Origin of the sequence: Pseudomonas sp. VD-NE ins (genome assembly GCF_031882575.1) — a bacterium.
GTDB lineage: Bacteria > Pseudomonadota > Gammaproteobacteria > Pseudomonadales > Pseudomonadaceae > Aquipseudomonas > Aquipseudomonas fluorescens_BZ.
Window position 1 is genome coordinate 2,084,438 of the sequence record NZ_CP134772.1, and the last position, 13,017, is coordinate 2,097,454.

A 13,017-nucleotide genomic window follows, 5' to 3' on the forward strand; every position below is an offset into this window, starting at 1 on the left:
TCCTTTGAGGAGCAACCATGGCTCACGCACCACAAATAAAAATCCCCGCCACCTACATGCGCGGCGGGACCAGCAAAGGCGTGTTCTTCAGCCTCAAGGATCTGCCCGAAGCGGCGCAGATTCCCGGCCCGGCTCGCGACGCTTTATTGCTGCGCGTGATCGGCAGCCCCGACCCTTACGACAAGCAGATCGACGGCATGGGCGGCGCGACTTCAAGCACCAGCAAAACCGTGATCCTGTCGAAAAGCATCAAGGCCGATCACGACGTTGATTACCTGTTCGGTCAGGTCTCGATCGACAAGCCGTTCGTAGACTGGAGCGGCAACTGCGGCAACCTCTCGGCAGCGGTCGGCTCGTTCGCTATCAGCAATGGCCTGGTCGATGCCAGCCGCATTCCGCACAACGGTGTCGCGGTGGTGCGCGTGTGGCAGGCCAACATCGGCAAAACGATTATTGCCCACGTGCCGATCACCAACGGCGAAGTGCAGGAGACCGGTGATTTCGAACTCGACGGCGTGACCTTTCCGGCGGCCGAAGTGCAGGTCGAATTCATGGATCCGGCGGCGGAAGAAGAGGGTGGCGGTGGTTCGATGTTTCCTACCGGCAACCTGATCGATGAGCTGGAAGTGCCGGGTGTCGGTACGTTCAAGGCGACCATGATCAACGCCGGTATCCCGACGATTTTCATCAACGCCGAAGACATTGGCTACACCGGCACCGAGTTGCAGAGCGCGATCAACAGCGATCCGAAGGCGCTGCAGATGTTTGAGACGATTCGGGCTTACGGCGCATTGCGCATGGGCTTGATTGCAAATCTCGATGAAGCAGCGAAACGGCAGCACACGCCGAAAGTCGCGTTTGTCGCCAAGCCTGCGGATTACGTGGCGTCGAGTGGCAAAGCGGTTGGCGCCGGAGACGTCGATTTGCTGGTTCGCGCGTTGTCGATGGGCAAGTTACATCACGCGATGATGGGCACGGCGGCGGTGGCGATTGGGACTGCGGCAGCCATTTCCGGCACGTTGGTGAACCTTGCAGCGGGTGGTGTTGAACGTAGTGCTGTGCGTTTCGGGCATCCGTCCGGGACGTTGCGCGTTGGCGCTGAAGCCAGTCTGGAGAACGGCGAGTGGGTGGTGAAGAAAGCCATCATGAGCCGCAGTGCGCGCGTGCTGATGGAAGGCTACGTCCGTGTTCCCGGAGACTCTTTCTGACCGAACAAACTTTCCCTCACCCCAGCCCTCTCCCGGAGGGAGAGGGAGCCGACCGAGGTGTCTGGGGTTGTACATCGACCTGAAAGATCGAGTCGATTATGGATCCGGGTGCTGATCGAGGTGTTTGAAATTGTACATTGACCAGATCGATTATGGATTCAATGGAGATCGTTCAAGTCGGTGAAGCTCTACAGCATCCCCCAATCGGTTCCCTCTCCCTCGGGAGAGGGTTAGGGTGAGGGGCCACCCACTGAAGAAACCCAAAACAAGCAGGCACCCCAGACCTGCAATCAACCAGACCCAACCCGCCAAGCCCTGAGGAAGACCGCACCACTCATCATTCCCGCACAGGAGAACCGCAATGAGCGCCAACGTCGACCTGAACAACCGCCCCGACTACGACCGTGTCCTGCAGGACATCGCCGATTACGTCCTCACCTTCAAAGCCCCCTCTGCCGAAGCCCTCGATACCGCCCGCAATTGCCTGATGGACACGCTGGGCTGCGGTCTGCTGGCACTGCGTTTTCCCGAGTGCACCAAACACCTAGGCCCGATAGTCGAAGGAACGGTGGTTCCTTACGGTGCGCGGGTCCCCGGCACCAGCTATCGACTCGATCCGGTCAAAGCCGCGTGGGACATCGGCTGTATCGTCCGCTGGCTCGACTACAACGACACCTGGCTCGCCGCCGAATGGGGCCATCCCTCGGACAACCTCGGTGGCATTCTCGCGGTGGCCGATCACCTCTCGCAAAAGCGTCTGGCCAACGGCGAGGCGCCGTTGACCATTCGCGATGTGCTCGAAGCGATGATCATGGCCCACGAGATTCAAGGCGTGATCGCTCTGGAAAACTCCTTCAATCGCGTAGGACTCGATCACGTCATTCTGGTGAAAGTCGCTTCAACCGCCGTTACCGCCAAACTGATGGGCGCTAATCGTGAGCAACTGCTGTCGGCGTTGTCTCACGCGTTTGCCGATGGTCAGGCCCTGCGCACCTATCGACATGCACCGAACGCCGGTTCGCGAAAGTCCTGGGCGGCGGGGGATGCGACGAGTCGTGGTGTGCGTCTGGCCGACATCGCCATGCGCGGCGAAATGGGCATTCCCGGCGTGCTGACTGCGAAACAGTGGGGCTTTTATGACGTGCTGTTCAGCCATACCAACAGCGATCTGGCGCTGAAACCGGAAGATAAACGTGCTTTCAGTTTTTCGCGGCCGTTCGGCAGTTACGTGATGGAAAACGTGCTGTTCAAGATCAGCTTCCCCGCCGAGTTTCATGCGCAAACTGCCTGCGAAGCCGCGGTGACCTTGCACCCGCAAGTGCGTAATCGTCTGCATGAAATCGACCGGATCGTCATCACCACTCACGAATCGGCGATTCGCATCATTTCCAAAGTCGGGCCGCTGGCCAACGCTGCCGATCGCGATCACTGCATCCAGTACATGACCGCCGTGCCGCTGGCCTTTGGCAATCTGGTCGCCGAGCAGTACGAAGACGATTTCCACCGGGCGCATCCGATCATCGATGTGCTGCGCGAGAAAATGGTCATCGTCGAAGAGCCGCGTTTCACCCGCGAATACCTGGAGCCTGACAAACGCTCGATCGCCAACGCCGTGCAGGTGTTTTTCAAGGACGGCAGCAGCACTGAAAACGTCGTCGTGGAATACCCGATCGGTCATCGCCGGCGCCGTGCCGAGGGCATTCCGTTGCTTGAGGACAAGTTCAAAGCCAACCTGGCCACGCGCTTCACCGGCCAGCGCAGCAGCGAGATCTTCGCGTTGTGCAAGGATCAGGCGCTGCTTGAAGCGACGGCCGTTAACCGCTTTGTGGATATGTTGGTTATCTGAACCACTTTTCCACAGGCAATTTGGTGATCGCAAAGCCGCTCAACAAAATCGCCGAATAGATCATCAGCTCCCGGGACAGGGTTTGCCCCTCGTACCAGGCGCCGATGATCACGGCGAACACCGGGAAAATGATAAACACGAACGACAGAATGATCGGGCTCAAGCGTTTAAGCAGCAAAAAGTAAACGATGAATCCGCCGACCGAGGCCACCAGCCCGAGATAGAACAGGGCGCCCCACGAGCGGGCGCTGACATCACTGAATACCGGCGTCTCAACGCTCAATCCGACAATAAATAACATCGCCCCGGCAATGCCGATTGGCAGTGTGTTGTAGGTGATCACACTGATGGCGCTGCCGTGCTTTTTCGTCACCACGTAGCACAGCGCATGCATCACCGCTGCGCACAGAATCGCCAGCACCCCCAGCCATTCGGCCTGATCCAGATGCAGACCCTGACTGCGAATAATCATGAACAGACTGCCAAAACCGATAGTGATGCCGAGCATTTGCGACGGGTAGATTTTCTCGCGTAGAAACAGCGCGGAAAACAACAGGATAAACACCGGCATGCAACTGAACAGCAGCGCCGTCAGGCCCGATGACACGTGCATCTCGCCGTAGTTGAGCAGGTAGTAGGGCAGGCTGAAATACGACAACGTGACGAACACAAAGAACCAGCGACTTTTTCGGGGAAACAACAGCGGTTCCTTGCGTAACAGCGCAAAGCTCAGGAACAGCGGAAAGGCAATCAGAAAGCGCAACCCGGCGGCGGTCAGGGGCGGCACGCTTTCCACCGCAATCTTGATCCCCAGCCACGTCGTGCCCCAGCTCAGACAGACGATCAAAAACAGCGTGCTGGTGAGCAATCCGGCGAGCCAGGGTTTGCTGATATTCATCGGTGTGCTGACGGCGGTCGACATGTGGCGTGCTCCGAACGGTGGAATTGACCTGGTCGCGGAAACGGGCTATTTCTGATTGAACCTGTTTTAAGCACGCTATTCGGGGCGAGAATGACTGTCAAAGTAAGTATTGCCATGGTGTCAATCCTGCGCGACGGCCTCGCTAATGGCGTTGGCGTGAAGTACAAACGCCTGGCGGACGCTGTCACGCAGGCCATCGACGAAGGCGTGATTGAGGCTGGATGCAAGTTGCCGCCGCACCGATTGCTGGCCGACAGCCTGGGGGTGACCATCGGCACCATCAGTCGTGCCTACGGTGAGCTGGAACGTGTGGGATTGGTCGTCGCCCGCGTCGGAGATGGCACCTACGTGTGTGAGCGCGGGATGGAGCGGCCGCAGGACAAAGGCTTTCGCAATGTCAGCGATGAGCCGTCGGCCTGTTTCGACATGAGCCGCAATCAACCGATTCCGGCGCAGGAAGCGGCGTTCATGAGCCAGAGTCTGCAGGAGCTGGCCAGTGATCCTCGGGTGTTGCAGCAATTGACCGGGTACACTGCTGAAGGTGGTTTGGCCCGGCACCGATTGGCGGGGGCGGTGTGGTTGCAGCATGCGGCGTTTGTCCCGCATGCCGATCAAGTATTGTGCGTCAACGGTGGTCAGCATGGTCTGCTGTGCACGTTGATGGGCTTGCTCAAGGCCGGCGACACCGTGGTCACCGAGCATCTGTCCTACCCGGGATTGATCGGCGTCGCACGCCAGCTCGGGATAAAACTCATTGGCGCGGCGATGGACGACGAAGGGCTTTTACCGTCGGCGCTGGAGGACATCTGCCGTCAGCATCGTGTTTCGGCGCTGTATTGCACGCCGACGATCCAGAATCCTACAGCCGCAGTGATGTCGATCCCACGGCGTGAGGCGATTGCCGACCTCTGTCGTCAGCACAACCTGCTGATCATCGAGGACGAAGCCCACGCCGTTCTGGATCGCCAACGCCCTTTGCCGCTCAGCTACTTCGCGCCGGAGCGTTCGGTGTTGATCGGCAGCCTGAGCAAGGCTGTTTCGGCGGGTTTGCGCGTCGGTTATCTGCATGCGCCGCAAGCGTTGATCGGGCGTTTGAGTGCCGCCATCCGCGCGACGTGCTGGATGGCCAATCCGTTATCGATGGAAGTGGCGAGCCTGTGGATCGAAAGCGGTATGGCCGAGCGCTTGCTGGACGAGCAAATCAGCGAGATTAGCCGGCGCAAGGCACTGGTTTCGCCCGTTCTGCAGGGCTTGAACCACAAGACTCATGCTTACAGCCCGCATTTCTGGGTGGAAGTGCCGGAGTTGTGGCGGGCGTCGCAGATTGCGGCGGAGTTGAAGGAGAACAACTATCTGGTGGCCACCGCTGAGGCGTTTGCGGTCGGACATGCGGCGGTGCCGCAGTTTGTTCGGGTGAGTGTGTGTAATGCGGTGGGGGATGATCGGTTGTTGCTTAGTGGATTCGAGGCTTTGGCGCGGGCATTAACCGAGACCGTGTAATCGTTCTTCGCGAGCAAGCTCGCTTCCACAGGGTTTTGTGGTGAATGCAAAATTTGCAGACACTCCAGAAACCTGTGGGAGCGAGCTTGCTCACGAAGGCGTCAGATCAGGCGATGCAGAGCTACTTGAACCGCCGCTCCACACCTTTCTCCACCAGAATCTTCGCCGAAATCTCTTCCACCGAAAAATGCGTGGAGTTGATGTTGGGGATGTTCTCGCGACGGAACAGGTTTTCCACTTCACGCACCTCGAATTCGCACTGGGCGTAGCTCGAATAACGGCTGTTGGGCTTGCGCTCGTTGCGGATCGCGGTGAGGCGGTCCGGGTCGATGGTCAGGCCGAACAGCTTGTGCTGATGGGCGCGCAGGGCCGTTGGCAGGGTCAGGCGTTCCATGTCGTCTTCGGTCAGCGGATAGTTGGCCGCGCGGATGCCGAACTGCATGGCCATGTACAGACACGTCGGCGTTTTACCGCATCGCGACACGCCCACTAGTATCAAATCGGCTTTGTCGTAATAGTGCGTGCGCGCACCGTCGTCGTTGTCGAGGGCGAAGTTCACCGCCTCGATGCGCTCCATGTAATTGGAGTTGTGGCCGATCGAATGGGACTTGCCGACGGTGTAGGAAGAATGCTCGGTCAGTTCCTGCTCGAGCGGGGCGAGGAAGGTCGAGAAAATGTCGATCATGAAACCATTGGACGTTGCAAGAATCTCACGGATGTCCTGATTGACGATGGTGTCGAAGATGATCGGGCGAAAGCCGTCGGTTTCGGCGGCTTTGTTGATTTGTTGTACCATGGCCCGCGCTTTTTCAACGCTGTCGATGTACGGTCGCGTGAATTTGCTGAAGGTAATGTTTTCGAACTGCGCCAGAAGGCTTTGACCCAGGGTTTCGGCAGTGATGCCGGTGCCATCTGAGATGAAGAAAGCAGATCGTTTCATTTGCACCTTGGGCCTTAAGCTAGTAACGAATCTTGGATATGATAGGCGCGATTTGCCGGCCGCCAATGGCCAGCATTCTCACTTATTTTCCAGGTCCAGGCCATACAACCGGCCAAGGCTCCCCCGGGCCGCCGGTTTCTGAGCTTTTCCAACACAGTTAGTGGAGAGATCACCTTGGTAGAGTACGTAGTTTCCCTCGATAAGCTCGGCAAACACGATGTTGAGCATGTGGGGGGCAAGAACGCATCCCTGGGCGAGATGATCAGTAACCTGGCAGGCGCCGGTGTTTCGGTCCCCGGCGGCTTCGCCACCACGGCTCAGGCTTATCGTGATTTCCTCGAACTGAGCGGCCTCAACGACCAGATCCACCAGGCCCTCGACGCGCTCGACGTTGACGACGTCAACGCCCTGGCCAAGACCGGCGCACAGATCCGTCAATGGATCATGGACGCCGAATTCCCGGAAAAACTCAATGCCGAGATCCGCACCGCGTTCGCCGCGCTGTCGGCCGGCAACCCTGATGTGGCCGTGGCCGTGCGTTCTTCCGCCACCGCCGAAGACTTGCCGGACGCCTCGTTCGCCGGTCAGCAGGAAACCTTCCTGAACATCCGTGGTGTGGAAAACGTTATCCGCGCCGCCAAAGAGGTGTTCGCTTCGCTGTTCAACGACCGTGCGATTTCCTACCGCGTGCACCAGGGCTTCGACCACAAACTGGTCGCCCTGTCGGCTGGCGTGCAGCGCATGGTGCGTTCGGAAACCGGCACCGCCGGCGTGATGTTTACCCTCGATACCGAATCCGGTTTCCGCGACGTGGTGTTCATCACCGGCGCTTACGGCCTGGGCGAAACCGTCGTACAAGGCGCGGTCAACCCGGATGAGTTCTACGTGCACAAGGGCACGCTGGAGGCCGGTCGCCCGGCGATCCTGCGTCGCAACCTCGGCAGCAAAGCCATCAAGATGATCTACGGCGACGAGGCCAAGGCCGGTCGTTCGGTCAAGACCGTCGACGTCGACAAGGCTGAGCGCGCGCGTTTCTGCCTGACCGACGCTGAAGTCAGCGAATTGGCCAAGCAAGCGATGATCATCGAAAAGCACTACGGCTGCCCGATGGACATCGAGTGGGCCAAGGACGGTGACGACGGCCAGCTGTACATCGTGCAGGCCCGTCCGGAAACCGTGAAAAGCCGCACTCAGGCCAACGTCATGGAACGTTACCTGCTGAAAGAAACCGGCACCGTGCTGGTGGAAGGTCGTGCGATTGGCCAGCGCATCGGCGCCGGTAAAGTGCGCATCATCAAAGACGTGTCCGAGATGGACAAAGTCCAGCCGGGCGACGTGCTGGTTTCCGACATGACCGACCCGGACTGGGAACCGGTGATGAAGCGCGCCAGCGCCATCGTCACCAACCGTGGCGGCCGTACCTGCCACGCAGCGATCATCGCTCGCGAGCTGGGTATTCCGGCAGTGGTCGGTTGCGGCAACGCCACCCAACTGCTGAAGGATGGCCAGGGCGTGACCGTTTCGTGCGCCGAAGGCGACACCGGTTACATCTTCGAAGGCGAACTGGGCTTCGACATCAAGAAGAACTCCGTGGACGCCATGCCGGAGCTGCCGTTCAAGATCATGATGAACGTCGGCAACCCGGACCGCGCCTTCGACTTTGCGCAGCTGCCGAACGCCGGTGTGGGTCTGGCCCGTCTGGAATTCATCATCAACCGCATGATCGGCGTCCACCCGAAAGCGCTGTTGAACTACGACGGTCTGCCGCAGGAAATCAAGGACAGCGTCGACAAGCGCATCGCCGGTTACGACGATCCGGTCGGTTTCTACGTTGAGAAACTGGTTGAAGGCATCAGCACCCTCGCTGCCGCGTTCGCACCGAAGAAAGTCATCGTGCGTCTGTCCGACTTCAAGTCCAACGAATACGCCAACCTGATCGGCGGCAAGCTGTACGAGCCGGAAGAAGAAAACCCGATGCTGGGCTTCCGTGGCGCTTCGCGTTACATCAGCGAATCGTTCCGTGACTGCTTCGAACTCGAATGCCGCGCGCTGAAACGCGTGCGCAACGAGATGGGCCTGACCAACGTCGAAATCATGGTGCCGTTCGTCCGTACTCTGGGCGAAGCCAGCCAGGTGGTCGATCTGCTCGCCGAAAATGGCTTGAAGCGCGGCGAGAACGGTCTGCGCGTGATCATGATGTGCGAACTGCCTTCCAACGCGATCCTCGCTGAAGAATTCCTCGAATTCTTCGACGGTTTCTCGATCGGTTCCAACGACCTGACTCAGTTGACGCTGGGCCTTGACCGCGATTCCGGTATCATCGCGCACCTGTTCGACGAGCGTAATCCGGCGGTCAAGAAGCTGTTGGCCAACGCGATTGCCGCGTGCAACAAGGCCGGCAAGTACATCGGTATCTGCGGTCAGGGCCCTTCGGACCACCCGGATCTGGCCAAGTGGCTGATGGAGCAGGGCATCGAAAGCGTGTCGCTGAACCCGGATTCCGTGCTGGAAACCTGGTTCTTCCTCGCCGAAGGCCAAGCCCCGGCTTGATCGGTATGTGAACGGCCCGCTTCCACAGGAGGCGGGTTTTGAGATTCAAGTAGGGCGGGCTCCTGTAGATGCCGCCCTTTTTTGTGCAAGAGCATTATGCAAAGCAGCAGTGACCTATTTCCTGTCGCCCTGATCAGCGCCGAACGGCGCGGTGATCTGAGCGAAGATGTGTATCGCTTGAAACCCGGCAACAGCCCCGACTGGTCCGTGGAAATCGCTGTGACCCGGTTGGGCATGGCCGATGACTCGGCGCCTCGCGGTGTGCCGGTGATTTTGCTGCACGGCAGTTTTTCCAATCGACGTTTCTGGTTTTCACCCAAAGGTCTGGGGCTGGGCGCGTATTTGACGCGTCTGGGTTTCGATGTGTGGATTCCGGAGATGCGCGGCCACGGCCTGTCGCAGCGCAACGAGGAATACCGGCGCAACCGTGTCGCCGACTATGCGCGATACGATCTGCCGGCGATTGCCGCGTTCGTGCGTGAGCAGAGCGGGCAGGTTCCGCACTGGATCGGCCATTCGCTGGGTGGTATCACCCTGGCGGCTGCGCTCGGTGGCGAATACCTTGGCGAGCCTGCCGTGGCTTCGGCGGCGTTTTTTGGTACGCAGGTCAGCCGTACGTATTGGCCGCTGAAAATTCCGCCGGTGGAGTGGAGCGGGCGCTTCATTCTCAAGCGCTTTGCGCAATTGTCGGGTTCGCGCCTCAAACGTGGCCCGGAAGATGAGCCGATCGGTCTGGCGCTGGAAAGCATGCGCTGGTACGGCTTGTTCGGCCGTTTTGGCGACAAGGACAAGGACTGGTGGGCAGGGCTGGCTGATGTTCAGGTGCCAGTGCTGGCGGTGACTGCGGCCGGGGATCATCAGGATCCGGCGTGGGCCTGTCGCAAACTGTTCGAGCAGATCGGTTCCGAGCATAAGCAGTTCATCAATCTGGGCCGCGAGCAGGGTTTCAACGATAATTTCGGCCATGTCGAGATGTTGGTGAGCAAAGCGGCGCAGACTGAGGTGTGGCCGTTGGTGGCACGCTGGTTGAACGATCAGCACACGCCATTGCTGGGCGAGAAGCCGGATCTGGCTGCTGCGGTCTGAGAGGGAAGCTCTGAAAAGGGCATTTCGTTCGGGTTGGCTTGCGGCTAAGATATGACGCGTTGTGCGGTTTTGGTCATTTTTGGTGGCTGTTTAGCTATTACGTTTCAGGGTTTGTTCAGGTTCGTTCAGCGACCATGGGATCGACTAAGGTAAACAGCGACCGCCGGAGATCGTCTCAAAAGAATGCGTCATCCTTGATCGTCTTCCTTGTTACAGGAGTTTTTCGATGAACCATTACCTTACGCCTGACCTGTGCGACGCCTATCCGGAGCTGGTGCAGGTGCTGGAACCGATGTTCAGCAATTTCGGCGGCCGTGATTCGTTCGGCGGCGAAATCGTGACCATCAAATGCTTCGAAGACAACTCTCTGGTCAAGGAACAGGCTGAACTCAAGGGCAACGGCAAGGTATTGGTGGTCGATGGCGGCGGTTCGCTGCGTCGCGCATTGCTCGGCGACATGATCGCCGAGAAGGCCGCTAAAAACGGTTGGGAAGGGCTGGTGATCTACGGCTGCATCCGTGACGTCGACGTTATCGCGCAGACCGATCTGGGCGTGCAGGCGCTGGCCAGCCATCCGATGAAAACTGAAAAACGTGGTATCGGTGACCTCAACGTCCCGGTGACTTTCGCCGGTGTGACGTTCCACCCGGGCCACTACATTTATGCGGACAACAACGGCGTGATCGTTTCGCCGAGTCCGCTGAAAATGCCTGAATAAGCTTTTCGACAAAGGGATGCGGATGTTCGAGGAAGAAAACGCGCAATGGGGGCTGGTGCATGCCCTGGTGCTGGACGGAAAAGGCGGTGCGCGTTCGATAGCCCGGACTGAGCTCGACGATTTGCAGCTGCAGGCCCATGAAAGCCTGTGGCTGCATTGGGATCGCAGCCATCCGCAGACCCAGACCTGGCTGCGCAAATCCAGCGGTCTCAACGAATTCACCTGCGATCTGTTGCTGGAAGAGAACACGCGACCGCGACTGTTGCCGCTGCCGGATGCCGAGCTGCTGCTGTTTCTGCGCGGGGTCAATCTCAACCCTGGCGCCGAACCGGAAGACATGGTCTCGGTGCGGATTTTCGCTTCGGCCCAGCGGGTGATTTCCCTGCGTTTGCGCCCACTGCGCGCCACCGATGAGCTGTTGGCTCAGTTGGCGGACGGCAAGGGCCCGAAAACCTCCTCTGAACTCATCCTTTATCTGGCGCAGTTCCTCACCAACAAGGTGCAGGATCTGGTCACCTGCCTCTCGGAAATCGCCGATGAAGAAGAAGAAAAGATGGATGCCGACGAACGGTATACCCCCGAGCATGGCGCCATTTTGCACATCCGGCGCAGGGCTGCCGGGCTGAAGCGTTTTCTTGCACCGCAGCGGGATATTTTCGGACAATTGACGCGGATAAAACTGCCGTGGTTTGTCGATGACGATGCCGATTACTGGAACGAGTTGAACAATAGCCTGACCCGTTATCTCGAAGAGCTCGAATTGACCCGAGAGCGCGTGGGGCTTGTGCTGGAGGCTGAAGACCGGCGTTTGAGCGAGCGCATGAATCGCACGATGTACCGCTTCGGGATCATCACCTGCATCTTTTTGCCGATGAGTTTCATCACCGGTCTGCTGGGTATAAATGTCGGCGGAATTCCGTTCTCCAGCAGTCCTTATGGTTTCCTGATTGCCTGTTTGACGGTGCTTGCCCTGGCCTTCGGTCAGTGGTGGTTATTCCGTCGTTTGCGCTGGGTCTGAACATGGCGCATGTGACCCGACCAAATCTGCCCGCGTCTTTCACAGACATCACGAGAGGTGCGTATGCACGATCCGTTTGAACAGTCTTTGCGCGACATGCTCAACGCCTCGCCGTCCAGCCGCGACGACGATGCTTGTCTGGGCCGCGTACTCAAAACCGCCAACCGCCAGGTTGGCGCCGGTGATCTGTTCAGCCTGCTGGGCCGCTGGCTGCCCGCGCTGATGATCGCCCTGAATAACGGATCGGCGCATGTCTCGCCGGTTTCCCGTCTTCGTAAACCTACCGCTCGCACTGCTGATAAGGCTGATTGAATATGGAACTCGACCTCTGGACTCAGAGCCTCGTCACTGCAATGACTGCGTTGTGGACCAAAGTGGCCAATTTCATCCCGAACCTGTTCGGCGCACTGGTCGTGCTGCTGTTGGGTTTCGTCGTGGCCAAGCTGCTCGATACCTTGCTGTCCAAATTGCTCGCCAAACTGGGCCTCGATCGCTTGATGGGCGGTACCGGGCTGACCAAATTGATGTCGCGTGCGGGGCTGCAGGTTCCGATTTCAACGCTGATTGGTAAAATCGTTTACTGGTTCGTCCTGCTGATTTTCCTGGTTTCTGCAGCAGAATCCCTTGGCCTTGAGCGAGTTTCAGCTACGCTGGATATGTTGGCGCTCTATTTGCCGAAAGTATTCGGTGCGGCGCTGGTGTTGCTGGTAGGTGTTTTGCTCGCGCAGCTGGCCAACGGGCTGGTGCGCGGGGCGGCAGAAGGCGTAGGCCTGGACTACGCTTCGGGGCTGGGGCGAATTGCGCAAGGGCTGGTGATCATCATCAGCATCTCGGTTGCGATCAGTCAGCTTGAGGTCAAGACTGACCTGCTGAACCATGTGATTGTCATCGTTTTGATTACCGTTGGTCTGGCCGTTGCGCTGGCCATGGGTTTGGGAAGCCGGGAAATTGCCGGTCAGATTCTTGCGGGAATCTATGTGCGTGAGTTGTATCAGGTTGGGCAACAAGTGCGTGTTGGCGAGGTCGAAGGGCAGATCGAAGAGATCGGCACGGTTAAAACCACATTGCTGACCGATGAGGGTGAGCTAGTCTCTCTTTCCAATCGGATCCTGCTGGAACAGCATGTGAGTAGCCGCTAATCCGGCAAACCCTGCTAATGTATGCCGCCGCAAAATGCCAGCTGATGCTGGTTGTGGTGGACATTGACCTGACTGTCGGCACGACTTGTT

11 protein-coding genes are annotated in these 13,017 nt (G+C 58.7%); 9 read left to right on the forward strand and 2 right to left on the reverse strand.

Annotated elements, in window-relative coordinates; genetic code table 11:
* The first annotated feature begins 17 nt into the window (after window positions 1-17).
* Both prpF and prpD read left to right on the forward strand, forming a co-directional pair.
* On the forward strand, window positions 18-1,208 hold the full coding sequence (gene prpF, locus RMV17_RS09220; protein WP_311886311.1) for a 2-methylaconitate cis-trans isomerase PrpF: 1,191 nt from the start codon (window positions 18-20) through the stop codon (window positions 1,206-1,208).
* A 361-nt stretch (window positions 1,209-1,569) separates the two neighbouring features.
* Window positions 1,570-3,054 (forward strand): 2-methylcitrate dehydratase, encoded by a 1,485-nt coding sequence (gene prpD, locus RMV17_RS09225; RefSeq protein ID WP_311886312.1) that lies wholly within the window; start codon window positions 1,570-1,572, stop codon window positions 3,052-3,054.
* On the opposite strand, the gene RMV17_RS09230 is transcribed toward prpD, so the two are convergent.
* Entirely contained in the window at window positions 3,047-3,952 is a 906-nt protein-coding gene (locus RMV17_RS09230) for an EamA family transporter (RefSeq protein ID WP_196251128.1), read from the reverse strand. The two genes, prpD and RMV17_RS09230, sit on opposite strands and share 8 nt — an antisense overlap.
* 114 nt (window positions 3,953-4,066) lie before the next feature.
* Here RMV17_RS09230 and RMV17_RS09235 point away from each other — a divergent pair, with 114 nt between their 5' ends.
* On the forward strand, window positions 4,067-5,476 hold the full coding sequence (locus tag RMV17_RS09235; protein WP_311886313.1) for a PLP-dependent aminotransferase family protein: 1,410 nt from the start codon (window positions 4,067-4,069) through the stop codon (window positions 5,474-5,476).
* Window positions 5,477-5,597: 121 nt separating this feature from the next.
* Here the strand turns inward: RMV17_RS09235 and RMV17_RS09240 are convergent, their stop codons facing one another.
* Window positions 5,598-6,416 (reverse strand): pyruvate, water dikinase regulatory protein, encoded by an 819-nt coding sequence (locus RMV17_RS09240; protein WP_034152875.1) that lies wholly within the window; start codon window positions 6,414-6,416, stop codon window positions 5,598-5,600.
* A 174-nt stretch (window positions 6,417-6,590) separates the two neighbouring features.
* Between RMV17_RS09240 and ppsA the strand changes: the two genes are divergently transcribed.
* The 6 genes from ppsA to RMV17_RS09270 all read left to right on the forward strand — a co-directional run bounded on the left by ppsA (window position 6,591) and on the right by RMV17_RS09270 (window position 12,927).
* Window positions 6,591-8,966 (forward strand): phosphoenolpyruvate synthase, encoded by a 2,376-nt coding sequence (gene ppsA, locus RMV17_RS09245; protein ID WP_311886314.1) that lies wholly within the window; start codon window positions 6,591-6,593, stop codon window positions 8,964-8,966.
* A 96-nt stretch (window positions 8,967-9,062) separates the two neighbouring features.
* Window positions 9,063-10,052: an alpha/beta fold hydrolase gene (locus RMV17_RS09250; RefSeq protein WP_034152873.1), complete on the forward strand. Its 990-nt coding sequence runs from the start codon at window positions 9,063-9,065 to the stop codon at window positions 10,050-10,052.
* A gap of 226 nt (window positions 10,053-10,278) precedes the next feature.
* Window positions 10,279-10,770 (forward strand): ribonuclease E activity regulator RraA, encoded by a 492-nt coding sequence (gene rraA, locus RMV17_RS09255; RefSeq protein WP_095120045.1) that lies wholly within the window; start codon window positions 10,279-10,281, stop codon window positions 10,768-10,770.
* Window positions 10,771-10,792: 22 nt separating this feature from the next.
* The gene (locus RMV17_RS09260; RefSeq protein WP_034152871.1) at window positions 10,793-11,788 is read left to right on the forward strand and encodes a zinc transporter ZntB; all 996 of its coding nucleotides are present in this window, start codon (window positions 10,793-10,795) and stop codon (window positions 11,786-11,788) included.
* Window positions 11,789-11,851: 63 nt separating this feature from the next.
* Window positions 11,852-12,100 carry a hypothetical protein gene (locus RMV17_RS09265; protein WP_008076827.1) on the forward strand — a complete coding sequence of 83 codons (249 nt, stop codon included), beginning with the start codon at window positions 11,852-11,854 and terminating at the stop codon, window positions 12,098-12,100.
* Between the two features lie 2 nt (window positions 12,101-12,102).
* Complete coding sequence (locus RMV17_RS09270) at window positions 12,103-12,927, forward strand: mechanosensitive ion channel family protein (protein ID WP_007916401.1); 825 nt, start codon at window positions 12,103-12,105, stop codon at window positions 12,925-12,927.
* Window positions 12,928-13,017 lie beyond the last annotated feature (90 nt).